Annotated in this window: 23 protein-coding genes and 1 pseudogene; 11 read left to right on the top strand and 13 right to left on the bottom strand. The window is 58.1% G+C overall.

Features of this window, described 5'->3' with window-relative positions; all coding sequences use genetic code 11:
* Positions 1 to 80: 80 nt before the first annotated feature.
* The 4 genes from CKV89_RS00310 to CKV89_RS00325 all read right to left on the bottom strand — a co-directional run bounded on the left by CKV89_RS00310 (position 81) and on the right by CKV89_RS00325 (position 4,400).
* Complete coding sequence (locus CKV89_RS00310; RefSeq protein WP_034400470.1) at positions 81 to 917, bottom strand: ABC transporter ATP-binding protein; 837 nt, start codon at positions 915 to 917, stop codon at positions 81 to 83.
* On the bottom strand, positions 914 to 1,993 hold the full coding sequence (locus CKV89_RS00315; RefSeq protein ID WP_051277280.1) for a FecCD family ABC transporter permease: 1,080 nt from the start codon (positions 1,991 to 1,993) through the stop codon (positions 914 to 916). Before CKV89_RS00315 ends, CKV89_RS00310 begins: the two co-directional genes overlap by 4 nt.
* Positions 1,990 to 2,997, bottom strand: a complete 1,008-nt coding sequence (locus CKV89_RS00320) for a FecCD family ABC transporter permease (protein WP_051277414.1) — start codon at positions 2,995 to 2,997, stop codon at positions 1,990 to 1,992. Before CKV89_RS00320 ends, CKV89_RS00315 begins: the two co-directional genes overlap by 4 nt.
* A gap of 143 nt (positions 2,998 to 3,140) precedes the next feature.
* Entirely contained in the window at positions 3,141 to 4,400 is a 1,260-nt protein-coding gene (locus CKV89_RS00325; RefSeq protein WP_028326835.1) for a cytochrome P450, read from the bottom strand.
* A 114-nt stretch (positions 4,401 to 4,514) separates the two neighbouring features.
* Between CKV89_RS00325 and CKV89_RS00330 the strand changes: the two genes are divergently transcribed.
* The 3 genes from CKV89_RS00330 to CKV89_RS11520 all read left to right on the top strand — a co-directional run bounded on the left by CKV89_RS00330 (position 4,515) and on the right by CKV89_RS11520 (position 8,365).
* Positions 4,515 to 5,357 (top strand): peptidyl-tRNA hydrolase, encoded by an 843-nt coding sequence (locus tag CKV89_RS00330; RefSeq protein ID WP_028326836.1) that lies wholly within the window; start codon positions 4,515 to 4,517, stop codon positions 5,355 to 5,357.
* A gap of 163 nt (positions 5,358 to 5,520) precedes the next feature.
* Positions 5,521 to 6,903 (top strand): L-serine ammonia-lyase, encoded by a 1,383-nt coding sequence (locus tag CKV89_RS00335; protein WP_028326837.1) that lies wholly within the window; start codon positions 5,521 to 5,523, stop codon positions 6,901 to 6,903.
* A 142-nt stretch (positions 6,904 to 7,045) separates the two neighbouring features.
* Positions 7,046 to 8,365 carry a TetR/AcrR family transcriptional regulator gene (locus CKV89_RS11520; RefSeq protein ID WP_157728057.1) on the top strand — a complete coding sequence of 440 codons (1,320 nt, stop codon included), beginning with the start codon at positions 7,046 to 7,048 and terminating at the stop codon, positions 8,363 to 8,365.
* Here CKV89_RS11520 and CKV89_RS00345 read toward each other — a convergent pair.
* Positions 8,335 to 9,201, bottom strand: a complete 867-nt coding sequence (locus tag CKV89_RS00345; protein WP_028326839.1) for an SDR family oxidoreductase — start codon at positions 9,199 to 9,201, stop codon at positions 8,335 to 8,337. The genes CKV89_RS11520 and CKV89_RS00345 overlap by 31 nt on opposite strands.
* A 333-nt stretch (positions 9,202 to 9,534) precedes the next feature.
* On the opposite strand from CKV89_RS00345, the gene CKV89_RS00350 reads away from it, so the two are divergent.
* Positions 9,535 to 10,887, top strand: a complete 1,353-nt coding sequence (locus CKV89_RS00350; RefSeq protein ID WP_154657601.1) for an SLC5/6 family protein — start codon at positions 9,535 to 9,537, stop codon at positions 10,885 to 10,887.
* A gap of 78 nt (positions 10,888 to 10,965) precedes the next feature.
* Here the strand turns inward: CKV89_RS00350 and CKV89_RS00355 are convergent.
* Positions 10,966 to 12,646, bottom strand: a pseudogene (locus CKV89_RS00355) (ABC-F family ATP-binding cassette domain-containing protein).
* Entirely contained in the window at positions 12,643 to 13,575 is a 933-nt protein-coding gene (locus CKV89_RS00360; protein WP_028326841.1) for a carbohydrate kinase family protein, read from the bottom strand. Before CKV89_RS00360 ends, CKV89_RS00355 begins: the two are co-directional and overlap by 4 nt.
* A 252-nt stretch (positions 13,576 to 13,827) precedes the next feature.
* Here CKV89_RS00360 and CKV89_RS00365 point away from each other — a divergent pair, with 252 nt between their 5' ends.
* Together CKV89_RS00365 and CKV89_RS00370 are read left to right on the top strand one after the other, a co-directional pair.
* The gene (locus tag CKV89_RS00365) at positions 13,828 to 15,309 is read left to right on the top strand and encodes an MFS transporter (protein WP_051277282.1); all 1,482 of its coding nucleotides are present in this window, start codon (positions 13,828 to 13,830) and stop codon (positions 15,307 to 15,309) included.
* A gap of 78 nt (positions 15,310 to 15,387) precedes the next feature.
* Positions 15,388 to 15,885 carry a DUF4112 domain-containing protein gene (locus CKV89_RS00370; RefSeq protein WP_028326842.1) on the top strand — a complete coding sequence of 166 codons (498 nt, stop codon included), beginning with the start codon at positions 15,388 to 15,390 and terminating at the stop codon, positions 15,883 to 15,885.
* 90 nt (positions 15,886 to 15,975) lie between these two features.
* On the opposite strand, the gene CKV89_RS11525 is transcribed toward CKV89_RS00370, so the two are convergent.
* The 4 genes from CKV89_RS11525 to CKV89_RS00385 form a co-directional block, all read right to left on the bottom strand.
* Positions 15,976 to 16,149 (bottom strand): hypothetical protein, encoded by a 174-nt coding sequence (locus CKV89_RS11525; protein ID WP_154657602.1) that lies wholly within the window; start codon positions 16,147 to 16,149, stop codon positions 15,976 to 15,978.
* 31 nt (positions 16,150 to 16,180) lie between these two features.
* The gene (locus CKV89_RS00375) at positions 16,181 to 17,221 is read right to left on the bottom strand and encodes a trypsin-like serine peptidase (protein ID WP_231935402.1); all 1,041 of its coding nucleotides are present in this window, start codon (positions 17,219 to 17,221) and stop codon (positions 16,181 to 16,183) included.
* 318 nt (positions 17,222 to 17,539) lie between these two features.
* Positions 17,540 to 18,376, bottom strand: a complete 837-nt coding sequence (locus CKV89_RS00380) for a hypothetical protein (RefSeq protein ID WP_154657603.1) — start codon at positions 18,374 to 18,376, stop codon at positions 17,540 to 17,542.
* A 1-nt stretch (position 18,377) separates the two neighbouring features.
* Entirely contained in the window at positions 18,378 to 18,965 is a 588-nt protein-coding gene (locus CKV89_RS00385) for a papain-like cysteine protease family protein (RefSeq protein ID WP_028326844.1), read from the bottom strand.
* A gap of 456 nt (positions 18,966 to 19,421) precedes the next feature.
* Between CKV89_RS00385 and CKV89_RS11530 the strand changes: the two genes are divergently transcribed.
* On the top strand, positions 19,422 to 20,030 hold the full coding sequence (locus CKV89_RS11530; protein WP_028326845.1) for a hypothetical protein: 609 nt from the start codon (positions 19,422 to 19,424) through the stop codon (positions 20,028 to 20,030).
* Between the two features lie 24 nt (positions 20,031 to 20,054).
* Here the strand turns inward: CKV89_RS11530 and CKV89_RS00390 are convergent, their stop codons facing one another.
* Positions 20,055 to 20,600 (bottom strand): YceI family protein, encoded by a 546-nt coding sequence (locus CKV89_RS00390; RefSeq protein ID WP_028326846.1) that lies wholly within the window; start codon positions 20,598 to 20,600, stop codon positions 20,055 to 20,057.
* A gap of 157 nt (positions 20,601 to 20,757) precedes the next feature.
* On the opposite strand from CKV89_RS00390, the gene CKV89_RS00395 reads away from it, so the two are divergent.
* Both CKV89_RS00395 and CKV89_RS00400 read left to right on the top strand, forming a co-directional pair.
* A complete protein-coding gene (locus CKV89_RS00395) occupies positions 20,758 to 21,426 on the top strand; it encodes a 5-formyltetrahydrofolate cyclo-ligase (RefSeq protein ID WP_051277287.1) in 669 nt (222 codons plus the stop codon).
* Positions 21,427 to 21,498: 72 nt separating this feature from the next.
* A complete protein-coding gene (locus CKV89_RS00400; RefSeq protein ID WP_034400474.1) occupies positions 21,499 to 22,443 on the top strand; it encodes an NUDIX domain-containing protein in 945 nt (314 codons plus the stop codon).
* 104 nt (positions 22,444 to 22,547) lie between these two features.
* Here the strand turns inward: CKV89_RS00400 and CKV89_RS00405 are convergent, their stop codons facing one another.
* Entirely contained in the window at positions 22,548 to 23,504 is a 957-nt protein-coding gene (locus tag CKV89_RS00405; protein WP_028326847.1) for a 1-phosphofructokinase family hexose kinase, read from the bottom strand.
* A 157-nt stretch (positions 23,505 to 23,661) separates the two neighbouring features.
* Here CKV89_RS00405 and CKV89_RS00410 point away from each other — a divergent pair, with 157 nt between their 5' ends.
* On the top strand, positions 23,662 to 24,603 hold the full coding sequence (locus CKV89_RS00410; protein ID WP_051277417.1) for a patatin-like phospholipase family protein: 942 nt from the start codon (positions 23,662 to 23,664) through the stop codon (positions 24,601 to 24,603).
* A gap of 324 nt (positions 24,604 to 24,927) precedes the next feature.
* A complete protein-coding gene (locus tag CKV89_RS00415) occupies positions 24,928 to 25,539 on the top strand; it encodes a superoxide dismutase (RefSeq protein WP_028326848.1) in 612 nt (203 codons plus the stop codon).
* Positions 25,540 to 25,689: the final 150 nt, after the last annotated feature.

Consider the following 25,689-nt stretch of genomic DNA (forward strand, 5'->3'; position numbering starts at 1 on the left):
CCTCCAGGGAAGCGGCGGGAATGAGTGACATGTACCTAACTAAGGTAAACCTTAGTTAGGTGTTGTCTCATTTCTTCCCATCAGATGGACGCGATCCGTTCGCTGTGCCGTTCGCCCACGGGAACAATTAACGGCCTGCCCGAAACGGGGTCCTCGATCACTCGACTACGGAGTCCGAAAACCTCGAACAGCAGCTCTTCGGTGACGATTTCCTGGGGTTCTCCGCGAGTGATGATGCGCCCATCGCGCATCATCACCAGGTCGTCGCAGTAGCGGCATGCCAGTGCGAGGTCGTGCAGAACCATGACGACGGTGCGGCCATGGTCGGCATGCAGCCGGTCCACGAGGTCCAGCAGATCTAGGCTGCGAGCTAGATCCAGGCTGGTGGTGGGTTCATCCAGGAGCAGCACATCTGTTTGTTGGGCGAGCACCATCGCAATCCATGCGCGCTGCCGTTGACCGCCGGAGAGGGCATCCAGGCGCCGGTCTGCTAGCTCGCTGACTCCGGTGAGGGCCATCGCTTCACGTACTGCCTCGGCATCACTACTCGACCACTGTCGCAGCCAGGATCGGTAGGGGTGACGCCCGAGAGCAACCAGGTCGGCTACTCGGATCCCTTCTGGGGCGGTTGGGGTTTGGGTCAACATCGCCAACCGTCGTGCCAGTTCTCGCCCTGACAGAGATGCCAGTGGCTGGCCGTTAAGTTCGATGGATCCGCTGATGGTGGGGATCAGTCGAGCCAAGGATTTGAGCAGTGTGGATTTGCCGCACCCGTTTGGTCCAAGAATGGCTGTCATGACTCCGGGGCGGATCTCCAGATCGCAGTCTTTGACCACAGTGTTTCCGCGGTAACCAACGCTGATGCCGCTGGCACGCAGCGCGGGAGTAACCGTCTGAGCAACGGCGGTAAGAGTCATGACATGACCTTCTTGTTAGCGTGAACCAAAAGTGCAATGAAGAACGGTGCACCTGCGGCAGCTGTGACCACCCCGACCGGGACGTTTCCGGCGAGAATCTGCTGGCTGATCAGGTCACATCCGGGCACCATGACCGCCCCGCAGAGCCCGCCGGCCACTGCTGGCGGCGTGGGACTGGCCAGGAGAAGGCGAGCGACTTGGGGGGCAGCCAGCGCAACGAATCCGATAGGGCCAGCGGCAGCGACCGCACCAGCTGTCATGACAACGGCAGCCACCCAGGCCAGTGCTTGGCTACGTCCGATAGGCACCCCAAGAGAGCGGGCTGTGTCATCTCCCAGCGGCAAGACCTGCATTGCTGTCGCGGAAGCGGCCAGCAGGATCAGTCCGGTGACAAGGCAGATGGCTGCCGGAGCTGCATGCTGCCACTGCCGCCCATCGAGGGTTCCGGCCAGCCAGGCCACTGCTTCACTGGCTTGGTGCACATCGGAGCTGGCCAGAACAGCGGAAACTGTCGCTGAGCACAAGGTGGTGACCCCTACTCCGGTGAGCACGAGGCGGGAGGTATCGGTGCCTCCAGGCAAGGTCAGCAGCCATACCACCCCAGCTGCGATCAGCCCACCGACCAGTGCAGCTAGCGGCACCGCGATGCTTGCGAGCGCCCCTGTTGCCAGAAGCATGGGGCCAGGAATGAGAGCCAGCACCGTTACGACAGCCACTGAGGATCCCATGGTGATCCCCAAAAGGTCAGGGCTGGCCAGCGCATTACGTGCCAGCGTCTGGGTGATAGATCCTGCGGTGCCAAGAGCGCAGCCGACCAGCACTGCGACCAGTGTTCGGGGCAGCCTCCATTCCACGACGATGATGTGGTGAATTTCGGGGCCATTTCCGGTCAGCGCAGTGATGACTTCACCGGGGGTGAGTGGGTATGTGCCCTGCCCTAGCGTCAGGATCGACATGGCAGCGACAAGAATGCCCAAGGCGGCGCAGACGAGCACTGTGCGCACTCGGATCCGGGTGCGTGGTAGCGGCCATATCAGTTCACCAGGGCGAAGGCGTGAGTCTGTGATGGTGCTCATGTCGTCACGACCGATCGACGGCGCACCAGGGCGAGGAACACGGGAACTCCAATGAAGGCGATGACGATGCCGCCGGGGATTTCGGAGGGTCGAGTAAGGATGCGCCCGAATACGTCGGCGAGGACCATGAGCAGTGCTCCAGCCAGGGCGCTCATCGGCATGATCCAGCACTGATTAGTTCCCACGAGCAGCCGTACGGCGTGCGGAACAACGAGACCGACGAAAACGATGGGGCCAGCGGCTGCGGTGGCAGCTCCTGCCAAAAGGGTGACGCCGGTCAGACCCAGCAGTCGCGCTACCGGCACGTTGACGCCCAAGGAGCTGGCGATGTCATCACCTGCGCCCAGGACATTCAGTGTGGGGGCTGAGAGGAAGGCCAGCGCTGCTCCCACGAGAAGGAAAGGTGCCACGGCGGCGAGCACTGACAGGTCTCGGCCGGTCAAGGAGCCGGTGTTCCACTGGCGTAGCTCGTTCAATCCTGCCTGGTCACGCAGGATGATCGTGGTGGTGAGGGCGTTGAACAGGGCTGTCGTGGCGGCACCAACGAGCACGAGCGTCAGCGGTGAGGCCGCTCCGGTGCCGATGGAGGAGATGGCGAACACGGTCACGGCAGCGAAGATCGCGCCGAGCAGGGCAAACCATACGAGCACGTCGGTGCCTGTGGCGCCGAAGACGAACACTCCCAGCACTACCGCGAACGCCGCGCCTTGGCTGATGCCCAGGATGCCTGGGTCAGCCAGCGGGTTACGGGTGTGCCCTTGAATGAGCGCTCCAGCCAGAGCCATGGATGCCCCCACAGCCAGCCCAAGAAGTGTGCGAGGTAGCCGCTGGCTCCACACGATGGCACCGATGTCGGTGCTGGCGTCCCATGGACGCCCTAGAGCGGTGAGAATCTCATCGATTGTTGTCGGTCGCGTGCCGACGAAAATGGAAAAAACCACTGCACAAAGAACACCCACCACGAGGAGCGCCGCTCCGGTAAGCCTGCTCCCTGACCACTGCATCACATAGGTCAGGCTACCCTTATCAAGTTTGTGGATGCAGCTTGACGTCTACGCGCTTAAAAACACCGCAACCCCATTCCTACCTGGTATTTGCTCCCCTTCGCAGCAGCAGACCCCAATGGCCCACCGCTTCTGCCTGCCGGCTACCCCACTCGCAGCCGCAAGTTCCGCACCTCGTAGCCCGAAATGAGGTCAGCCCACCCAATCTTCGGTTCGGAGACAAGCTGCAACGGCAATTGCAGCAAACGCGTCAAAAACGCATCTGATTCCTGCAAAGCCACATGCTGCCCAGGGCATTTATGTCCCCCATCACCAAAACTGATCACCTCACCACCAGTGCACGGTGGCAGCGGCCGTCCAGGGCACACCCCCATCGGGGACTCTCCGACATGATCCGGGTCAGCGTTAGCTGCACGGATGCACAAATCCAGCAACGCATTCTCCGGAATCTCATATTTATCCTCGCCATCACAAATCGTGATCGCTGAAAGCGTGCGCCGATACAGGTGTCCCACTACCGGCTCCAGGCGCAGGATTTCTTCCAGGATCGCGTACCTATTTTTCGCCCCAGCAGCAGAGACATCCGCTAAAAATCGTTCCCGTAATGCAGCATCGCTGAGCATGTGCCACGTCGCCATTGAGATGAACTCACGCGTTGTCACCATTCCCGCCGCTGCGTACGTCACGCACTCGGTCAAAATCTCTGCGTCGGTGTATCCCTGCTCGATGCAGTGACTGATCACATCGTTGCGTGGCTGAGCTCGTCGTTGACGCACTGCGGGGCGTACATCCCGCACAAAGAAATCAATCACCGATATTGACCCCCGCAGCGACATCAACAGCGACGTCAACTTGCTCGGCGGAGCCACCAACGGATCCACACCGCCTTGAGCTCCCAATGCCGGAATTGCAAAAAAGCGTTCCATCCGCGCCGACATTCCCCGCATATCTGCCCCACCCAAACCAATTACTTGGGCAGCCACCTCCACAGAGAACCGCATCGCTGGCTCAGCTAAATCCACTTCACCTTCTCGCCCCAACTGCTCAATCCGCGCAACGATCTCCTCGGCTCGCACATTCATGAAATCCCGGTACCGGCTATCGACCGTTTTGGGCGCGAAATACCGAGCTAGCTTGGCCCGTTGCTGGCGATGTTCTTCACCGTCTACGTACAGAATCGGGCGGCGCATCCACGAAAACCCCACACTTTCAGCGTTGAACCCTGCCTGCACGGTGGTGCGCCCTGAGCGCAGCACCTCCCGTACAGCAGGCAGGGAGCGCACATGCCAGACCCCATCAATCTGCTCAATTCGCGGTGCATCAGGAAGCGTTGCCTCCGCTTCCCGGATTGTCTTGCGCGTCCCGGTGAAAGGACATCCTGTCCCACCTGCACCATCATTCATCGCAACCCCTCACCAGAGAGCAGCATGTGCCGCCTATCGATAAACAGCGTGGCACACCCGCCAGAGCCCCTACGCTTCCCCACGTCACACCCATCCATATCGACGGGAGACCTCATGACCATCGGCAGCGCTTTGGCTCCTCTTATGCCTCTCTATTGTGAAAAAACCACTCACGCTCCCTCTGATCCTGTCCCGGATGAAGAACCCCCCGAACGTATCCGCGCCATCCAACTCATCATTAACCTCCCCAAAGATCCGGATCTTGCTCCCGGCTGGCACGCTGCGCTGGCAGCATCGGCGAGCGCTTGTGCTGCCTTGTGCTTGGATGCTCGTGCTGAGCCGGAGGGTGCGTGGTTCGATGCTGTGCATTCCTACAGCCAAGGACATATCCGTAAGGTGACCAGACGCGCGCGAGGTGCGCATTGGCAGGCGGTGCAGGATTTCGCTGGTGTTGGTGTTGTGCACGGAGCAACACACGTGCGGGCTTTGGTGCCGGGGTTGGTGCAGGAGCTGGATAAACGGGTAGCGAAGTTGCAGGTGGGTGGGACTGATTTTCCGGTCAATGACCAGAGCGTGGTGGTGCGCTCTGGTGAAGGGGATGGCCGCATAGTGGCTGCAGATGGGCCTGTAGTCACTGTGCATGTTGCCTCTGGGCACACAGCGCCGGTGATGTCTGCGGGCAAGCTCATGGCGCAGGCTGGGCATGCCGGGATGTTGACGGCGGCGGCGTTGGCGGCCACGGATACTGACTTGGCTCGACGCTGGTTTGAGGGTGGGTGCGCTACCCGTGTTGTTCGTAGCGGGCAGCAGCAGTGGGCGCAGTTGAGCCAGATTGTGCGCGACCCGTATCGAGCCTGGGGTGATCATCGACTTGTGGGGGTCAGGGATGCTGGGTTCACTGAGGTTGTTCCGGGCACCACAACAGCGATCGCGGCTTTGTGTGAAGCGAGTGCGTGAGTCTGGCTCACCCTTGCGGAGGTTGCATTTACACGCTGTTGTCAGGTGTGGGTTTGGGTGCTTTGCGTACAGGTGAGCGGAATAGATACCACCAGGAGAGACCGTCATCACGCACAGCGACATCGGTGAACATCTGGGGGCCATTGGGACGTACTCTCGTTACATGGCCCTCAGCTTTTTTGACCTGTTCAGCATCGGTCTCGGACCGTCGTCATCGCACACGGTCGGTCCTATGCGAGCCGCACACAAATGGGCCGAACGCCTCTTGGCCGAAGGGCTCCTCGACACGGTCGCGCGCATTCACGTTGACTTGTGGGGATCTCTTGGTTCCACTGGCGCCGGCCACCACACTGACCGAGCCACTGTGCTTGGTCTGATGGGTAATGAGCCCGAAACTATTGATCCTCGTGCGGTAGCTCCCAAACTTGATGTGGTGAAGTCCACCGGTCGCTTGTCGATTCTTGGCACCCATGAGATCGACTTTGACTGGGTAGAGGATCTGACTTTGCACATGTTTGATGCTCTCCCCCAGCACCCCAATGGGATGACTATCAAAGCTTTTGATGCCTCTGGTGAGGTTGTTTACGAAAACACTCAGTTCTCTATTGGTGGCGGTTTCATTCTTGACGCTGCAGACATGGTTGTTGATGACCAGTCTGCTGAGGAGAAGAGCGTCGGCATGGACGCTCCACATGAATTCCGCACTGCTAAGCAGCTCCTTGCCATGTGTGATGAGCAGGGTAAGAGCATCGATCAGCTTGTTCTTGAAAACGAGCTGACGTGGCGTAGTCAAGAAGAGCTTGAGAGCGGCGTGATGGCCATTTGGGGCGTCATGCAGGAGTGCGTACAGAATGGTCTGCACACTCAGGGCCGCCTGCCTGGTGGTTTGAATGTGCTGCGGCGTGCCCCGTTGCTACGTAACCGTTTGTCTTCGCAGGATGCCCATGACCCACTGGCTGCGATGGACTGGATCTCTTTGTATGCCATGGCTGTCAATGAAGAAAACGCAGCTGGAGGGCGTGTTGTTACCGCTCCTACCAACGGCGCTGCTGGCGTGATTCCGGCCGTGTTGCATTACTACCGGTTCCACATGTCCGGCGCCAACGATGAGGGTGTGATGCGGTTCTTACTCACCGCAGGCGCTTTTGGCGCAATTATCAAAATGAATGCGTCCATCTCGGGTGCTGAGGTTGGCTGCCAGGGTGAGGTGGGTTCTGCCTGCGCCATGGCCGCGGCAGGCTTGGCTGCTGCCTTGGGCGGCAGCGCAGCGCAAATCGAAAACGCCGGTGAAATCGCGATGGAGCACAATCTTGGGCTGACGTGTGACCCCGTTGGGGGCCTGGTGCAGGTCCCATGTATTGAGCGCAACGCCATTGGCGCGGTCAAGGCTGTAGCTGCGGCGCGCAGCGCATTGCACGGCGATGGCAAGCACATTGTTTCTTTTGATACTGCGGTTCGCACTATGCGTGATACCGGCCGTGACATGCAGACTAAGTACAAGGAGACTTCTCAAGGCGGTCTTGCTGTCAACGTGATCGAATGCTGACCTCGCGTCGCTGCCTGCCAAGACCTGCGCGTTCTCTCTAAACTGTTGCGTAAAGCGTTCCACCGGCGTTGAGTTCACTATGTGAGCTCAACGCCGGTGGATGCATAAGAACGCACGACGGACATTAAGGGCAGGTTCGGCCATGAATTCCGCAGAATCCGCACGTGCGCACACACGTGTCCGGCTCCCTGCCGATCAACGACGAGCGCACTTACTCGATGAATCGGCGCGGCTTTTCATGGAGCGCGGCTATGCCGGTGTCGGGATTGATGAAATTGGCGCAGCGGTGGGGATAAGCGGCCCTGCTGTATACCGGCACGTTGCTGGCAAAGAGCAGCTACTTGCTGAGATCGCGTTGAATTGGCTTGATGAGATCACCACGCGTATTCAGGTTGTTCGCGATGGGGATCCCTCAGGCGCGCAGATCGATCCCGAAGAACTGCACCGTCGTATTCTGCAGACTGGTATCGACTTCTGTCTGACAACAATTCCGCATCTAACTGTGGTTTTGCGGTACGTGCACCCCGGCATCGAGCATGAAGCCTTTGCCCCCCGGGCACTGGCTGATTCTCCTTCACCTGAAGAAACGGTCCAGACCGGGCTGGATGAGGCTCGTAGTTTCGCGGTGCAACGTTTCGCTCTGATGCGTGACACTCTCGGGCATAGCTTGCGTCATTTCAATCCTTCGATGCCTCAAGAATCGATGTCCGTCTACACCCGGGCTGCTGCGGCTTTAGTTCTTGGGGCTGCTTCCTCTGACCGGGATATTTCACATTCGGCACGGTCGAATGCACTTGTCATGGCTGTGATGCGTCTTTTCCGTACTCCTCTAATTGAGGGGGAAATGTCCATCATTAAAAATGATGCGCCGGGTTGGTCGCGCGCTAGTCGTCGTGAACAAATTCTTCGCACTGCGGTTCGTATGTTTCGTGAGCGGGGCTATGGGGGCGTATCTATGGCCGATATCGCTGGCGAAGTCGGTATCACTGCTTCTGCTTCGTACCGTCATTTTGTGAGCAAGGACGACTTGTTAGCGACTGCCATGTTGCGCACTGCTAACCGTTTCGTCAGCGGCTTGGGTGAGGCTCTTTTATCGGCTCACAATGCAGATCAGGCGATGACGAACATGCTCCACAGATATGTCATGGACACTCTGGCTGACCGGGATATGGCGCTGGTTACTGGTCGCGAACGTTTCCATCTGGCCGAGGAGCCGCGCGCGGAGCTGCACCGTTTGGAACGGGTGGTGTTCGACGAATGGTCACTTGCGTTGGCAGCTTTACGTCCAGAATATTCGCCAGCGGAGCGGGAATTACTGATTGCTGCTGCGCATCGCGTCATTGTGGAGATGGCTTACGCGTGGGGAAACGCTTCTGCCGATAACCTCGAAAACATGCTGTTCAGAATGGCGCAATCCATTCTTGGGGTGGGTCAGCCAGTGAGCGCTGGCGAAGCCGCGTAGATGTTTCGCAGCACGGTTTGCGCGCTGGTTGCTGGGCGCCCTAGCACACGTTCAATGTCTCGTGTCACGTCACCGAGTTCTCCTTTTGCCGCAGCGAGAAAGTGAGATACGCGGGCGCAGGCCTGCCATGGCTCTAGGGTGCCAAGGAGCTCATCCATCGTCTCTTCCACTGACGTGTGCTGGTAAGAGATGGCCTGTCCACTCTCTTCTTGCAAGAGGCGGGCTAGCTCGGCCCACGGGAATGCTTGCGGACCGGATAGTTCCAAGCTTCGGTGATCATAGGCGTGTGGATTGAGCAGTACCGAAACAGCAACATCGACGATGTCTTCTTGAGCCACAGGCGCGATTTTCCCTTTACGTCCTGGGCCACGAATAACGCCATCTTCCCCCACGAGCTGCGGCAAGGTGTCTGCGTACATGTTGTCGCGCAGGAACGTCCAGTGGCGGCAAGTTGTGCGTATGAGGCGTTCGGTGTGCCAATGATCCCGGGCGACTGTGCATGTCGCGTCGCGCATTGCGCCAGCAAATGATAGGTACACAACGTGGTTGACACCCGCAGCCATCGCGGCGGAAATGAACCGGTCGTGGGTGCGTAGCAGGTCAGCGTTTTCGTCAGCAGAGACGAAAAACAGTACGTCGATCCCTTGTAAGGCGTCATATACGCGTTCGCTGTCGGTGTATGTGCCTTCGGTAATTTCCACATCGCCTAGTTCAGGCAGTCTGGTGGCATCACGTACAAAAACCCGCAATGGCACGTTCTGTTCTGCCAACTTGCGGGCAACGCTGCCACCGATGTGACCTGTGGCACCTGTCACGGCGATCCGTGTGGAGGACATTGGCCTCTCCTGCTCGACTCTTATATGCACCTGAGGCGCGATGACCGATCGGATAGCACTCACCACCCGACAACGCGAGAAATGCTCTCACCGCTGGGAACCGTAGCGAATTCGACAGTCCGTGTCCGCTGCTTGCGGCTTTCGCTTACTCGCGTCTTTTTTGCGTAAATGTCTGCACATCTGCTTTTAGAACGCCATCACGGTACAAGAACACAATCCGGTGACGATGTGCCCGCTCTCACCCACCACCAAGTCGTCTCCCAGGGGAGTTTGAGGTTTTATTAGAAACCCCTGCACAAAGCTGCGCTGGAATGAAGAAAGTGGTGAGTGGCCATGGCAGATCCCAAGGCCGACGTCCACTCGGGAAACGATCAGTCACCCGAGCACCTGACCGCGAGCGACGCCACAAGCGGACCCGTGGGACAGGAAACCACCAAGGAACCGGAAATCTTCGATACGCCTCGGTGGAATAAGCACGATACGAGCTGGGTCATCAGCTTGTTTGGAACTGCGGTGGGGGCGGGAATCTTGTTCCTTCCCATCCGCGCGGGAGCAGCGGGCCTATGGCCGCTGGTCGTCATGACCCTTCTTATTGGTCCGATGACATATTTTTCCCACCGGGCATTGTCGAGAATTATTTGTAAGTCTCCCCGAATGGGTGACGACATCACTCTTGTCGTTGAAGACTATTTTGGTTCTGCCGCAGGCAAACTCATCACTGTCCTGTACTTTTTTGCGATTTATCCGATTGTGCTGATTTACGGCGTGTCCATCACGAACACAGTGGACAGCCTCCTGGTTAATCAGCTTGGGATTTCATCACCACCACGATGGATCCTTTCAGCAATCCTGATCGCTGCTCTTATGGCGGTCATGCTCTCGGGTGAAAAGATCATCTTGATGGTCACTGGTTGGGTTGTTTACCCGCTCATCGCAATTCTGATCGGCGTCTCGCTTTACCTCGTTCCGCAGTGGGACCTCAGCGGCCTTACCCAACCTCAGCCGCTGCCAAGCATGCTCATGACGGTGTGGCTGACCATTCCAGTGCTCGTGTTCGCGTTCAACCACAGCCCGGCTATTTCACAATTCTCTTTGGCGATGCAGCGCCACTACGGCTATAACTCAGCTGAAAAGGCTTCGAAGATCCTGCGCGCCAACGCAATCATGCTCGTGCTGTTCACCATGGGTTTTGTGTGGTCGTGTGTGCTTGCCTTGGGGCCCACCGAGCTCGGTAAAGCACGCGAGGCAAACCTGCCCGTGCTGTCGTATATCGCGAACGTGATGGCAAACCCAATCATTAGCTATCTGGGTCCCATTGTTGCGATTACTGCCATCGTTTCGTCTTTCTTTGGGCACTACTTCGGCGCTGCTGAAGGGGCGGTCGGTATCGTCCGCGCTGTCACGAAGGGCAAGGTAGAGCAGCGTTCCGCCCAGATCGGCGTCGCCGTGTTCATGTTTCTCACCACGTGGGGTGCGGCTGTCGCGAACCCGAGCATTCTTGGCCTGATCGAGACAATTTCTGGCCCGGTCATCGCATCGATCTTGTACCTCATGCCGATGTACGCGATCCACAAGGTGCCAGCTCTTAAGCCGTACCGCGGCAAGCTCAGCAACGTGTTCATCACTATCGCGGGTCTGTTCGCGGTAGGGGCGATCATCGTGACAATGGTGCAGAGCTTCATGTAGTTCCTGCTCTGTTTACGTAGTTGGCCTCTGCCCCCACTTTCTGTGGGGGCAGAGGCCAACTACGTAATGGTGGGCTATTCAGTCGGCGTCGATCTCTTCTATTGTCCCGTTTTCGACGTGCCATCTGCGAGTCAGCCGCACGGATTCGTGCATGCGCCGGTCGTGGGTGACAAGCAGGATGGTCCCGTCGAATGCCTCAAGAGCTTCTTCAAGCTGTTCGATGGCGGGCAGGTCCAGGTGGTTGGTGGGTTCGTCGAGGACGAGCAGGTTCACGCCCCGGGCTTGGAGAAGAGCTAATCCGGCGCGGGTGCGTTCTCCTGGAGAAAGCGAGAAGGCAGACCTGTTGACGTGATTAGTTTTGAGGCCAAATTTGGCCAGCAGGGTGCGTACGTCGGCGTCGGGCCAGTCGGGTACTTCGAGGGAAAAACGTCTCCCTAGCGTTTCTTCTCCCTCGAATGCGGCTCGTGCCTGGTCGATTTCACCAATAACAACTCGTGAGCCAGCCGAGACAGTTCCTTCAATCGGTTGAATTCGCCCCAGCAGTACATTGAGGAGGGTGCTTTTTCCGGCGCCGTTGGGTCCAGTAACCGCAACGCGGTCGCCGTAATGCAGCTCGATAGTTAGTGGGCCGAAGGTGAAGTCACCACGGCGGGCGATGGCCTGTTTTGCCTGGGCGACGATATCGCCAGAGCGGGGGGGCAGCGGCGATACTGAATTGCAGCTGCCATTCTTTGCGTGGTTCCTCAACTGTTTCGAGACGTTCGAGAAGTTTGTCAGTGATTTTGATTTTTGCTGCTTGTTTTTCGCTGCTACCACGGTTGTGGTGGCGAATGTTTTTATCTTTTTCTTTGCCATGACTGGCTTTTGCTTTGCGGACAGCGTTTTTGACACCTTTGTCCATCCATGCGCGCTGCATGCGGGCGCGAGCTTCGAGGTCGGCTTTGCGTTTGGCGTAGTCTTCGTAAGCTTCGCGGGCGTGGCGTCGCCGGATAGAACGTTCTTCCAGGTAGGCGTCATATCCGCCACCGTAGGTCGTGATTTTTTGAAGAGATCGGTCGATCTCGACGATGCCGGTGGCTACGCGAGCGAGGAATTCTCGGTCATGGCTAACCAAAACAACGGGAGCGTTGAGTTGGGTGACGAAGTTTTCTAAGTGGGATAGTCCTGCGACATCGAGGTCGTTGGTGGGTTCGTCGAGAAGGTATGCGTCGTAGCGGGATAGGAGCAAGCAGGCCAGACCAACGCGGGCGGCTTGTCCACCGGAAAGGGACTCGACTTCCCGATCGAGGTCGACGTCAAGGCCTAGGTCTTCAGCAACGGAGGGCATACGTTCATCAAGGTCAGCTCCACCCAGGTTGAGCCAGGTTTCAAGGGCATTGGAGTAGGCGTCGCTGGTGGTTGCGTCGGCATCAGGATTTCCAAGAGCTTCAGCGGCGGCGTTCATGTGGGCGGTGGCTGCTGCGACGCCTGTGCGGCGGGTGAGGGCTTGCCTGATGGTTTCGCCAGGGTGTGCATCTGGTTCTTGGGTGAGATAGCCGAGTTGGGCGTGGCGGGGAGTGCGGGTGACGGTTCCGGCTTCGGGGTGTTTTTCTCCAGCGAGGATACGTAGAAGTGTTGATTTTCCTGCGCCGTTGGGTCCAACCAGGCCGATGACATCACCACTGGCGACGGTGAGGTTCAGTCCGGAGAAGAGAATGGTGTTTGCGTGCCCGGCGGTGATGTTGGCAGCGTGGAGGGTTGCACTTGCACTCGCGGTCATGTGAGTTCCTGGATTGTGGGTGGGTTGGCGCCGGCGCGGCTGACGGTGATGCCACTGATACGGCTGCACCGCTGGATGATAGTGGTGAGGGTGTTTTGGTCGATGTTGGCCAGGTCGCTACGGCGGTGGGCGCCAAGAAGGTCGTGGGTCCATAGGCTGTCAATGAGGGCGGCCATGAATGAGTCTCCGGCGCCGACGGTGTCGACAACGTTGACTGTAGGGGTTTCAACAGCGATAGCCACGCCGTTTCTGGTGAGTGCGACTGCGCCTTTGGCTCCGCGAGTGACGACAACCAGGCTGGGGCCGTGACGTAGCCAGTTTTCCGCGACGTTGAGGGGGTCGGTGGTTCCGCCGGTGAGCCAATGAATGTCTTCGTCGGAGACTTTGACTATGTCGGCCATGCCGATGAGGCGTTCCATGTGGGTGTAGGCATGCCGAGGTGTGCCCATGAGGCTGGGCCGAGCGTTGGGGTCGTAGGTGATGGTGGCGGTGGCGCGGGCGGCAGCGATGGCTTCGCGGACGTGGGTTGCTCCAGGTTCGGTGATGGCAGAGAAGGAGCCTGCGTGAACGATGCAGGTGTTGTTAGTGATGTTGATGGGTGGTCGGTCCCAGTGGACATCGAATTGATAGGTAGCTGATCCGGTGGCGTCGATGGTGGCGTGGGCAGTGCTGGTGCGGGCTGCGGTGTTGCTTCCTGGGGTGATGGTGATGTGTTCGTCGGCGAGATGGGTGTGGAGTTGTTTGCCTCGGGTGTCGAGTGCGTAGGAGGTGGCCAGGTGAACGGGGCGGGCTAGGCGGGCCAGGCCGATGGCAACGTTCATGGGTGAGCCGCCGGGGTGTTCCTTGGTGTGGCCGGCTTCGGTGTCGATGATGTCTATGAGGGATTCGCCAATGATGAGTGCGTGGGGCTGGGTGGGTTGCTGGCTCATGTGGGCTCCGTTGCGGGTTGGTGGCTAGTCACACACAAGAGAAGGTCGTACTCACTTTTTTGGGGTGAGACGATGGGATGCTCTTAACAGCTAAGGGTGGGCCGTTCGTTGGTAGGTGTGCTCTTCTCCAGGCTGTGTTGCGGTTGGCTTAGCTGGCTGCGGTGATTCATTGATGTTGAGGAAAGTGAGCGGAGTTCTGTGTCTGTGACGGTTTCGGATCGTGCCCGGTGGCGGGAATGGTGTGCGTTGGGGGTGTTGCTGCTTCCGGTGCTGACTGTATCGATTAGCACGACTGCTCTCGGTTTCGCGGTGCCTGCGCTTTCTGCGGCTTTGCGACCGACCGGTGAAGAACTGTTGTGGATTGTGGATGTTTATCCGCTGGCGCTTGCTGGTTTGTTGTTGACCAGTGGGGTGCTTGGTGATCGTATCGGCCGGCGGAAGGTGTTGGCGATCGGTGCGGTGGGGGTTACGGCCGCTACGATCTATGCCGCTTTCAGCGACAGTGCTCTTGAGCTCATTTTTGCTCGCGCGTTAGTCGGCGTGTTTGGGGCGACTTTGCTTCCTTCTACTTTGTCGCTAATGCGCAATATTTTTCATGATGAGGGGCAACGTCGTTTAGCTATCGCGATTTGGAGCGCTAGTTTCGCTGGAGGCGGGGCGTTGGGCCCCATTGTTGGCGGGTGGCTTTTGGGGCATTTTTGGTGGGGGGCTATTTTCCTTCTTCCAGTTCCTTTGAACGCACTGATGCTTGCAACGATGTTTTTCTTGGTACCCGAGTCTCGCAATGAGGATTCCGAAAGCATTGATGCACTATCAGTCTTCCTCTCGATTGGGGCTATGGTCCCTACGGCATACGGGTTGAAGCATGCTGCAGCAACGGGTTTGGACGCTTTTTCCATCTTGCCGTTGGTATTTGGTATTGCCTGCGGTTTTTTCTTTACGCGCCGTCAGCTTGGCATGGAACATCCTCTTTTGGATGTGCGTTTGTTTAAAAACCGTGTGCTCACAACCGCCGCCATCGGTAACTTTTCTTCGGTTTTTGTTTTCGCAGGTGTCCAGTTTTACGTGTCACAACACATTCAGTTAATTCAGGGGCTTGATCCGGTGACGGCGGGCTGGTGGCTTCTTCCTGGGGCGGCAGCTTCTGTGGCCGTGGGCGTGTTGATCGTCTACCTGACTCGGACTTTTCCACGTTGGTTGCTTATTGGCGCCGGAACTCTCCTCATGGCCGCGGGTGCAGGATTGAGTGTTTTTCTTGACGTCAAAACAGGCATCTGGCTGCCGGTTCTTATGTATGTAGCTCTTGGGGTTGGAGCCTCTGCAGCTCAGGCTTTGAATACTGATGCGTTGATTTCGGCGGCGCCACCAGAGCGGGCTGGAGCTGCGTCAGGCTTGTCAGAAACAGCTTTTGAACTGGGGACTTCTCTTGGTGTCGCGGTATTGGGGAGTGTGCTTACCACTTTTTACGGTCGCGCTCTTTCTCTTCCCGAGGGTTTATCTGCAAGCGACTACCACGCCGTGGTTTCTACCTTGGGGGCTGCGGAAGAAGTCGCCGCTAAACTTTCCCCGGAGGCTGGTCATCTTCTCCACACCGCCGCACAGCAGGCTTTTATTCACGCGGAGCGGGTAACAGGTTTTACCGCGTGTCTAGGGCTTGCTGCGGCAGGAATTCTCATTGCTCGGTCGCTTCGCAAAGGCGGACTGGGTCGCGTTTCTTCTCCTTCGAATTCCTAACTTCCAGGGACGGATTCAACTACCGAGTGATCTACGTTCGGTCACACATCCGCGTGGTTACTGATTTTTGAGGACTTTATGACTTCTACACCGAAACGTCCCTCCAATAGCAGCTCGACCCCTGAGCTTGATCTATTGGCATGGCTACTTGATGACCTTATCCGTATCCCTGGCATTCGGATGAGGATTGGTGCAGATGCTCTCATTGGCCTTATACCTGGGGTCGGCGATGTCCTAGGGACAGCTCTTGGCGGGGCTATTCTTATTGGCGCAGTTCGACAACGCGTCCCCATGTCCACCCTTCTCTGCATGGGATGGAACCTTTTCATTGACCAAATACTTGGCCTTATCCCTGGCGTTGGTGACATCGCAGACTTTGCCCATCGAGCCAGTTCGAAGAATATTCAGCTATTACGCCGTGATATCACTGAAGGCCGCACTGTGAGTACTGACACTCGTGGCTACTTGATCCGTGCTGCGTTTTTAGTGGGCGTGATCTTGTGTGTGCTGATTGTGTTCATGGGTGTTGCTTTGTGGTTCTTATGGCGGATGATTTATCACCTGCTGGGCATGTAACGCTGCCGCCTTCTTATGGTTCCTTCGAAGAAATAGCATCGGGCCCCACCGGTAATTACCGGTGGGGCCCGACACTGAGGGGCATTCTGCTCAGGAAGGCGGCAGTTCCGAGGTGTCTTCAGGTTTTTCTTTGATCGGTTTCCCGGAAGAGTCCAGAATCATCCGCCGTGGTGTAGCTGCTGCCATCTTTTCCGGGGAGAAGTAAGCCAAAGCTTCTTCTGGATCCGGGAAGGTGTGGCTGTCGACGGGGTGTTCTTCGCTCATATTCTGCTGCTTCCTGCCGGGATCGGTGTGATCAGCGACCGCTCGCGTTGGATGCCTTGTTGTAGGTCTGCTGGATGATGCTGCCCCAGTACGGACCAAACATGTAGTCAGGCATCAGGTCCTGACCGTAGGAGTTGACCGAGTTCTGCACGGACGAGGTGCCGGTGTACTTGCCACCCATGAACCACGGACCGCCGGAAGAGCCACCGGTCATGCCACAAGGGATGCCCTGTGCTTGGCCTTCGGGGGCGTACTTGTCGGGGATGGCGGTTCCGGTGCAGGACCAGAGCTTTTCACCGTCGTAGGGCTTACCTGCAGGGTAGCCGAATGCTTTGTACTTCAGGCCGCGTGCCTGGTTGAAGGCAACGCCGGTGGCGCCGACGGTGTCAGCCAGGGTCTGGCCGTTCCGCTTGCCAACGATGACGAATGCTGTGTCAACTTCCATCTCTTCGGAACGGATCCAGTCCGAAGGCGCGAAGGCGTTGATGGCGGTCCACTTGCCGTAGGGAGCTTCACCGTTTTCGTATGCGGGAACGAAGATGAATCGGTTGGCGTAACGGCCGCGCTCGTTAACACAGTGAGCGGCGGTGGAAACCGTGGAACTGTTCTTGGAGTTCACGGAGTTGGCGGAGCAAACGTAGTCTTCACCGTTGACGGTGAAGAAGACCTTGCCGATGGTGGGCAGTGGCTTCTCGCGGACAGCCTTGGCCGATGCGCGAGTCAAAGGCGAGGTTGCGTTGGCAACAGCCTTCTTGGGGCTCTTACCGGGGATGACTGCTGGCGGGAGTTTTTCCTGCTTGGTCGTGCCAGAAGCTTTGGCGCTCTTCGTCTTGGTGAGGTCCTTGGCCTTCTGCATGCGGGCCTTGGTCCAGTAGGAGGCAGCATCCTGCTGTCCCTGGAACTCGTGCACCACGACCTTGTCGTCAGCTGGGGCCGCAGGGGTGGCCTGGGCAGCGACGGGGATCAAGGAGCCGGTCAGTGCCATCAGGGAGACGACGGCGAACATAGAACGCCTGTTGACTGTGCTCATGGATTGCCTTTCGATTTCAGTGAGCCAGAAGTTCTGATTCACTTTTTCGAGATTGCAGCATCGCTTTAGATGCGATGCCGCATCTTTCGCGACTATTTTTTAATCGCGTATCGGCGAGTACACAGGAAAAGTTCCCATGTTTCTACGTCTCCGACGTAAGGGTTCTTCATGTCCTTAGTCAAGAAATCGTAAAAAGTGTTTAAGAAGAGCATTCGTCTATACCGAAGGAACTTTATTTTCTCGGCTACTTCCATATAGGGAAGTTAAAATTACAGACGCGTATAGCCAGGCATCTAAAGATGCCTGGCTATACGCTCCCTTATATGTTCTTCAGCATCAGGGAGCTGAAGATTCAGGGAGTCAGTGGGTGGTGCGGCGTCGAGCGATCAACGTACCCACGACCGCCACGAGACCCAGCGCACCTACACCCCCCAATGCCAACGTCGTAGCAGAAACACCCAGGGAACTGTTAGCACTGGTCGCAGCAGCGGCCGGAGCTGCGCTGGTCTCGAAACCACCAGCAGCACCGCTCTTGTCGTAGTCACTACCAGGCAGCTTGTTCGCGTACTTGCCGTGCACAATTTCCTGGTAACGCTTCAACGACACACCCTCACCAACATTGGCACGGGCCTCATCATTCAGCGGCAACACCCGATCTCCCTTAACCGAGTACCACGCGTTGACCTGCGGCTCGTGCAACACCTGACCACCCTGAGCACGGCTGTTGTACTGCGCCTCCAGGTCACCAGAAGCAGCATTCACGGCCTTCCAGCCCGAGCCGCCCTTGTCCTTAACACTCCACACGCTGGTGACCTGGTCACCTACACGCACCGTGTTCGCCACGTAACCCAACGCACCCACCGGGCCACGCCCAGAAGTAACGAACTCAGGCTGCAACACATTCACCTGCGTCGTCGTACCCGACACCAACGACGGGCTGGGCTTATCCGCAGCAGCACCGCCAGCAGCGCCGGAGTGTTTGTGAGCGGAGGATCCTTGATCCTTGTTTTTTTCTGCGACGCGAGCAGCCAATTCCAGGCCAGATTCGCTGGCTGCAGCCCGGGTAGCAGCCACGCGTTCGGCTCCGCTCAGGGGCGGTGGAGCGACGTGATCGGCGGCGTTACCTGTTCCAGGAGCGACACACAGCAGCATTCCTGCACCAGTGGCTGCGGCGAGCATACGCATAGAAGTACTCATGTCAGCCTCCGATCTGAGTTAGGGAGTGGGTCCAAGCGAATTCGTGGTTGTTGACGTAGAAGTCGTACTTACCGACGTTCATTCGCTTATTGGAGGGCCATGGGTCGTACCACTCAATGCTTTGATCGCTGGAGCTGAAGCCACTGATTACCATCATGTGGCCACCGCCTGCCTTCCAACCGATACGAGTCATGACCGGGCGGTCAGCGTTGATTTCTTTTTGTACGCCCTGATAGCTGACTGCCCTGGAGCTCACCTGCCCGGGGGCAATTCCCAGCGCCCGGAAAGCTTTTTGGTCGTTCTCCAAGGTGGCTTCTTGGTTTGGGCAGTCCGATGTCCTCGGGCGCCCGAATGCGAGATTGCAGAACTCGTTTTGGGAGACGTTGACGCCTTTGTAGGTGGCGATGGTTGTGCCTGTTGCCGACCAGCACCATTGATCGCGCTCTTGGGCTTGGGCTCTGATCGGCAGACGAACTGCATCATCGGCGCGATGGATGGGGGCTGCCATAGCCGAAGGCGCAGCCAGCATCACTGCCGCAAAGAGACCGGAAATTCCGGCCGCCTTGCGAATTGTGTTGTTTCGGAACAAAACTCCTCCTCATCGAGGAATGTCGGTGCGGACAACACGAAAGTAGGACTGCCCCAAGTGCCTTTCCTGCTTTGTCGTTTCAGCGAGTCTGGCCGTGAATAGTCTTCACGGCTTTTACTACCGTTTTCACGGATCGACGCCCCTCTTCTCGTGAACGTTCACACACAGAATCAGCGGGGAGAAAACATGTTGACGAGCCCGCAAACCCCTTTCGGCGAAGCCTTACATGAGGCTGTTCGCCGACGCGGGTTACCGCTTGCGCGCGTGCAAGCCCACCTAGAACAGGCAGGTTTTCATGTGGCACTCAGCACAATCAGTCAGTGGCAGCACGGACACCGCATCCCCCGTTCACCACGCTCACTGGCTGTAGTCGATGAGCTAGAGCGAATCTTGGGAACTCCACCTGGAGCTTTACGCTCTGCAGCTATCGGCACATCTCAGTCTCATAGAAGTGACTTGCATGTTGTCGACTATGCCGAGCGCCTTGAGGCCCTGACTGCTGATCTAGGCGCATTGCCCAGCGCTGCATTTGCAACGCTGGGCAACCACGATCAGGTCACCATCGGCCCTCGAGGGGGCTTAATTCGACGGCGTTCACTGACTGTCATGCGAGTTTTGGAATCGACGGACCGTCTTGTTGTTGCCCATGCTGGGGACAACGACAGTGACATCAGCCAAGCAAGTGTTCATCCGATTCGAGGTGCTCGCCTTGGCCGAGTTTTGCGAGACACTGAGGCGAATCTGATTGCCGCGCAGCTTCATTTCGACCGCACCCTAGATCGCGGGGAACTCATTGTTCATGAGATTGAGTTCGATTTACCTGGGGATGCTCTGGCCCGGGACTATTTTCATTGGGCGACTCATGAGGTCAGCCTTTTAACTGTGGAAGTGATGTTCGATCGGGCATATCGCCCGAGCACAATTACTTCTTTTTTCCGTCCACGCTCTCAAGCTCCCGACACCTGCTGCCACGAGCTGCGCCTTGATCACGGTGATCGCGCAGTTTTAGTGCAGCAACCAGCATCTGCAGGCATTCACGGGATTCGTTGGGAGTGGCCGGGGTGATCTTCGCGAAGAAGATTGGGCCGATCAGGCCTGCTTCACGGCGGAGATATCGAAGGAAAGGGTGACTTCTTCAGAAACGAGGAGGCCGCCTGCTTCGAGGACGGCATTCCAGGTTAGACCGAAGTCTTTACGGTTCACCTTGATTGAACCTTCGAATCCAGCGCGCTCAGCTCCAGTGTGGTCGTTTGCGATACCCGCAAAAAGGAAGTCGATGGTGATAGTGCGAGTGATGTCACGAATGGTGAGGTCACCGGTGACGCGCAGGATGTTGCTACCGCCGGAAGCGATGTGCGTGGAGCGGAATGTGATGTGGGGGTACTTTTCAACGTCGAAGAAGTCAGCCGAGCGTAGGTGGTTATCCCGGTCACCGTTGCGGGTGTCAATGCTGCTGACATCGATGGTCACCTCAATGGCCCCATTGAGGAGGTTGGGCTCAATGCTGGCGGTACCTTCGAAGGTGTCGAAGGAGCCGCGAACCTTGGTGACCATGGCGTGGCGAGCAGCAAAGCCAATCTCGCTGTGAGCTGGGTCGATTAAGTAGGTTCCGTGAAGTGATTCGAGCGCAGTCATGATGCCTCCTTGGGTATTGCATCCCTGAGTGGTGTCATTGTTCCGACCAGAACAGGTAGATGCGTAGGGTCCCGTATATATCCAACCGATATGGTTGAACTTTCATTTTCACCATAGACCTCTTTACTTGATGCGTCAACAAAGATTGGGAGATCCCATGACAACCACCCCACGCCCCACCCCCCTGACTGCAGCTGCGGGTGCTCTAGACGCCGCAAAAAAACGAGAACGCCGCCTCCGCCTGGCCACCCGGCACCAGAACCACGGCCCTGACAGCCCCACCCGCGCCCAAGAAGCAGAAGCCCTAGCCACAGCAGCCCTAACCCTGGCGCGCAACCATGCCCCCGAAGCAGGCCGCATCGCCTCCTTCATTTCCACCGACGATGAACCCCCCACTCACAGCCTCAACGCCACCCTGACTGCAGCTGGATACGACGTCATCACTCCCGTCACTAATGACGACATGACCCTCAACTGGCTCCCCTACGACCCCAACACACCCCCAGCTGTACGCACTCGCGACCTCACCGACACCCAACGCGCAGCACTCCTAGGCCCCGAGGCGATCACAAGCGCACCCCTGCTACTCATCCCCGGCATCGCAGTAGACCTCAAAGGCAACCGACTCGGACACGGCGGCGGCTGCTACGACCGCACCCTGACAACAAAACACCCAGAGGCAACCGTCATTGTTGTCCTTCACGAAGGCGAAATAAGCACGACCCCACTACCCCATGGCCGCTTCGACCAGCCAGTCAACGGCATCCTTACCGCATCCGGACACCAATTCGTCCCTCTCACTGCAGAAGAACCTTCCTTGCCCTGAAAAGAGGACACTCCACCCACACTCCCGTATTTACGGTCGCGCACAGGCGGGAAGCGATGAAACTATATTGACGTGGCCAACGAAACCGGAAGTGTCTCCAACCCACGCCGCCCAAACGGACCCCGCAACCCCGCCGACCAATGGGCCGAAGGCCCCGCCGGACGATTCTGGGGCGCCAACGGCGCCGCCGGACTCCTTGCACACGACCCACCCCGCGGGGTCCTCCTCCAACACCGTGCCGCATGGAGCGACCACGGCAGCACATGGGGCCTGCCCGGCGGAGCCCGCCACAGCAACGAAGACCCCATACCCGGCGCACTACGCGAGGCAACCGAAGAAGCAGGCGTCCCCCACGAAAACCTCCTTATCACCAGCACCTACACATACGACGTCAACTACTGGAGCTACACCACTGTCATCGCCGAAGTAGCCACCCCATTCGAAGCTGTCATCAACGACACCGAAAGCGAAGAACTGCGCTGGGTGCCCATCGACGATGTCGACTCCCTCCCCCTACACCCCGGCCTGGCCGCCTTATGGCCACAGCTGCGTTACGCACTCACCGCCCAGCCACACCTTCTCGTCGACATTGCAAATGTCATGGGGTCCCGCCCCGATGGCTGGTGGAAAGACCGTGTTGGAGCTGCCCAGCGACTCCTGACACAACTCGAAACACTCACCCACCACGGCATCCCCGGACCTTTCCTCGGCCATCCCAAAGAATGGCACTTCTGGCCAGAAATCGAAGCCGTCATCGAAGGGCAAGTAGCCCGCGCAGACAACCTCTTCACCACCACACCGCCCTCTGAACAAACCACGCCAAGCACAGGCGAACTCCTCATCACCCGAGCAAGCGCCGACGGCGACAGCACCATCCTCGAACGCCTCGCCACCTTCCCCGCCAGTACTGACGTAACCGTCGTCACCTCAGACCGACCACTACGAACCAGCGCCGAAAACCTCGGCGCACGCGTCGTCGGATCCGGCTCGCTTCTCTCTTTACTCCCCCACACTTAATCCGGCGCAGCACGCCAGGAACCCCTGAAGCACGCGCATGGACGCCACCACTCCTGGCGTCCATGGCCAAGCTATTCCCGCCTACCTCACAACACCCCTCAACATCACAACGCCACAACCTCAATATCCTCAGGGCGAGCCTGGTCAGGAGTAGGAACCCCCGATCCCTCCAAACCCACCGCAGCACTCCCATACGCCACCGCATGCCGCAAACACCCCACCTGATCCTGCCCCTGCATCTGCGCCAACAAATATCCGGCAATCGTTGAATCCCCCGCAGCAACCTGACTACGCACCGTCACTTCCCGCGCCTGCGCCAACCACGCCCCCTGCGCATCAACGAGCACCCCACCAGCACTACCCATCGTTGCCAACACCGTGTCGATTCCCCGATCCACCAGTGAACGACCAGCCTGCGCAATCACTTCCCAATCCCCAGCGGCAACAGCCTCACGCAACACCCGCACTTTAAAACCACTTGCCTGGGCAAGCTCAGAAGCATTCGGCTTGAAAAAATTCGGCGCAGCCAACTGCAAAGACCGCGCCACCGCAGCCAACGGCGCATCCGAAGCATCCAGCGTGACCTTCACCTGCATCTGCCGCAACGTGCGAATGAGATCCACATAAAAATCATGCGGAACACCTGGCTGAAGCGACCCCGACAACACCACCCAGTCCGCCCGCTCAGCTGCGATAAGTAATGCGCTGCGCAAAGCGTTCACCTCTTGCGGAGAAATCTCCCCACCAGGCTCATTGAATTTCGTTGTCGTTCCGTCAGCCTCCGTCAGCGTCAAATTGGTCCGCACCCCCGCAGCGACATCAATCGCAGAAAAAGGAACACCCCTCATCTCCAACAATGTCAACAACTGCTCCCGCGGCGAGGCAGGTAAAACAGCAACCACAGGCTTACCTGCCAACTGCAACGCACGCGCCACGTTCACGCCCTTGCCACCAGGCTCAATCACCACATCACCCAAACGGTGCATCAACCCCCGCTCCAGCCCACTTCGCAGGTGCGCAGACCGATCAACACTGGGATTTGTGGTCAGGGTGACAATCATGGCGCTGACTCATCCGTTCTGTCGGGGGACACCTCTTACCCCATCATCTCTCACCAACGAAAACAGCAACCAAGACACCCGCACATAGCACCCAACGCACCAACAACGAAGCGTGGCTCCACAGAAGCACTCAGAACCCGGTAGTAGCGTGAAAGGCGTGCAGCTCACATCGAATATCACTGACACGGCCCTCGTCTTTGAAGGAGGTGGACTCCGAGCGAGCTACACCTCCGGCCTCGTCGTGTCCCTGCTTGAAGCTGGTTTGTACTTCAACTGGGTAGGCGGAATCTCAGCCGGATCAAGCCATACAGCCAACTACCTCTCGCGCGATGTGTGGCGCGCCCGAGCCTCCTTCACCGACTTCGCCGACGACCCCCAGTTCGGCGGCTGGTCCACTTTTGTACGCGGCCAAGGCCTCTTCAACGCGAAATACATCTACCAAGAAGCAGGTCAGCCCGGCGCCAACCTCCCCTTCGACGACGAAACTTTCCAGGCCAACCCGGCCCAGATGAGCGTGGGTGCCTTCAACGCATCCACAGGCGAGTCCACCTACTGGGGTCGCTCCGATATCGATACCGCTGGCGACCTGATGATCCGAGTCCAAGCCAGCTCGACAATGCCGATCGTCATGCCCCGCGTCATCATCAACGACCAAGTGTTCCTCGATGGCGCCCTAGGAGAAACCGCAGGAATCCCACTCCTGCCAGCACAACGCGCCGGATACGAACGTTTCCTCATTGTTCTTTCTCGCCCCCGCGACTACATCAAGGAACCTTTCCGGCACACACGTTTGGTCAACCGCTGGTTCCACGGGCTACCCGCTGTATCTGAAGCACTCGCCTCGCGGCCAAAGCGATACAACGCTCTGCGCGAAGAGATTTTCTCTCTCGCCGAGAAAGGAAAGGCTTACGTCTTCATCCCTGAAACCATGCCGATCTCTACCAACCGATCCACAACTGCCCAGCTCATCGCCTCCTACGAGGCTGGATACGCCCAAGCCCAGAAAGAGCTCCCGGCCATTATTGAATTCCTTGGCGATCCCCAAGGCACAAGCAAAAACAGCGATACGCAGGCACAGACGCTTGCCTTAGATTCCTGAGACGACACCCACCATGTATCGTTCGGCTGGAAAAACCTACCGCGGTAATGAAGACCGAGAGCTGCACCTTATGTGCCCGCAGGGCACTCTTGGCCACAGCAGGAGCGGCAATCCAGTGACATGCGTCACCGCCACGCCTAGGATGACCGTTGATCAGGAAAGCCTCGCCAATGCACCCGGCGGTGCGGCGCATCGTCCCTGAGCGTGGACAAGCGCCCGGCAAGAATCCGTGACACGCCCAGCATCCGCTCGCGGCACCATTCCACGGAGGACCTGGGCCGGATACCCCCAACCGGCATCACAGCGAATGAGGAGCAAAACACCATGAGCCAGTACGTCCTTCCAGACCTTTCTTACGACTACGCAGCCCTCGAACCGCATATCAGCGGCGAAATCATGGAGCTCCACCACTCCAAGCACCACGCCACGTACGTTAAAGGCGCCAACGACGCTGTCGAGCAGCTGCAGGAAGCCAGCGCAGCAGGCGACACCAGCAAGATCAACCAGATCACCAAAAACCTGGCTTTCAACCTCGGTGGGCACATCAACCACTCGATCTTCTGGCAGAACCTTTCCCCCGAAGGCGGCGACAAACCTGTCGGCGAAACCGCTGAAATGCTCGACCAGTTCTTCGGTGGCTTCGACAAGTTCCACACCATCTGGTCGGCTGCCGCTGCTGGCATCCAGGGAGCCGGATGGACGATCCTGGCCTACGACACCCTCGGCCAGCGCCCCATCATTGCCCAGCTGAAAGACCAGGAAAGCCAGCTTCCCGCCACGCAGGTGCCGTTGCTCATGCTCGACATGTGGGAGCACGCTTACTACCTGCAGTACAAGAACGTGAAGGTTGACTACGTCAAGGCGTGGTGGAACGTCATCAACTGGAGCGACGTCGAACAGCGCCTCGTGACCGCCAAGGGCCTCAAACTGGTCTGATCTGCAAACCGCTGCAGAATCCCACTGAATTGTGTGTGGCCCCCACCCTGATCAGGGTGGGGGCCACACACAATTCACACATCAGTCAGGACACGCAGCAGCACCAGGACGCTGGCCAGTAGCTGGGCGAGCATGCCCTGCCTCATTCGG

Origin of the sequence: Dermatophilus congolensis (assembly GCF_900187045.1) — a bacterium.
In the GTDB taxonomy this organism is placed as follows: domain Bacteria; phylum Actinomycetota; class Actinomycetes; order Actinomycetales; family Dermatophilaceae; genus Dermatophilus; species Dermatophilus congolensis.

Bases quoted from the DNA above. Each gene is read 5' to 3' on its own strand.
- CKV89_RS00330 (WP_028326836.1), top strand. From the start codon at position 4,515: ATGACCATCGGCAGCGCTTTGGCTCCTCTTATGCCTCTCTATTGTGAA.
- CKV89_RS00345 (WP_028326839.1), bottom strand. From the start codon at position 9,201: ATGTCCTCCACACGGATCGCCGTGACAGGTGCCACAGGTCACATCGGT.
- CKV89_RS00405 (WP_028326847.1), bottom strand. From the start codon at position 23,504: ATGATTGTCACCCTGACCACAAATCCCAGTGTTGATCGGTCTGCGCAC.
- CKV89_RS00315 (WP_051277280.1), bottom strand. From the start codon at position 1,993: ATGAGCACCATCACAGACTCACGCCTTCGCCCTGGTGAACTGATATGG.
- CKV89_RS00310 (WP_034400470.1), bottom strand. From the start codon at position 917: ATGACTCTTACCGCCGTTGCTCAGACGGTTACTCCCGCGCTGCGTGCC.
- CKV89_RS00415 (WP_028326848.1), top strand. From the start codon at position 24,928: ATGAGCCAGTACGTCCTTCCAGACCTTTCTTACGACTACGCAGCCCTC.
- CKV89_RS00370 (WP_028326842.1), top strand. From the start codon at position 15,388: ATGACTTCTACACCGAAACGTCCCTCCAATAGCAGCTCGACCCCTGAG.
- CKV89_RS00320 (WP_051277414.1), bottom strand. From the start codon at position 2,997: ATGCAGTGGTCAGGGAGCAGGCTTACCGGAGCGGCGCTCCTCGTGGTG.
- CKV89_RS11520 (WP_157728057.1), top strand. From the start codon at position 7,046: ATGAATTCCGCAGAATCCGCACGTGCGCACACACGTGTCCGGCTCCCT.
- CKV89_RS00360 (WP_028326841.1), bottom strand. From the start codon at position 13,575: ATGAGCCAGCAACCCACCCAGCCCCACGCACTCATCATTGGCGAATCC.
- CKV89_RS00335 (WP_028326837.1), top strand. From the start codon at position 5,521: ATGGCCCTCAGCTTTTTTGACCTGTTCAGCATCGGTCTCGGACCGTCG.
- CKV89_RS11525 (WP_154657602.1), bottom strand. From the start codon at position 16,149: ATGAGCGAAGAACACCCCGTCGACAGCCACACCTTCCCGGATCCAGAA.
- CKV89_RS00350 (WP_154657601.1), top strand. From the start codon at position 9,535: ATGGCAGATCCCAAGGCCGACGTCCACTCGGGAAACGATCAGTCACCC.
- CKV89_RS00395 (WP_051277287.1), top strand. From the start codon at position 20,758: ATGACAACCACCCCACGCCCCACCCCCCTGACTGCAGCTGCGGGTGCT.
- CKV89_RS00390 (WP_028326846.1), bottom strand. From the start codon at position 20,600: ATGACTGCGCTCGAATCACTTCACGGAACCTACTTAATCGACCCAGCT.
- CKV89_RS00325 (WP_028326835.1), bottom strand. From the start codon at position 4,400: ATGAATGATGGTGCAGGTGGGACAGGATGTCCTTTCACCGGGACGCGC.
- CKV89_RS00380 (WP_154657603.1), bottom strand. From the start codon at position 18,376: ATGAGTACTTCTATGCGTATGCTCGCCGCAGCCACTGGTGCAGGAATG.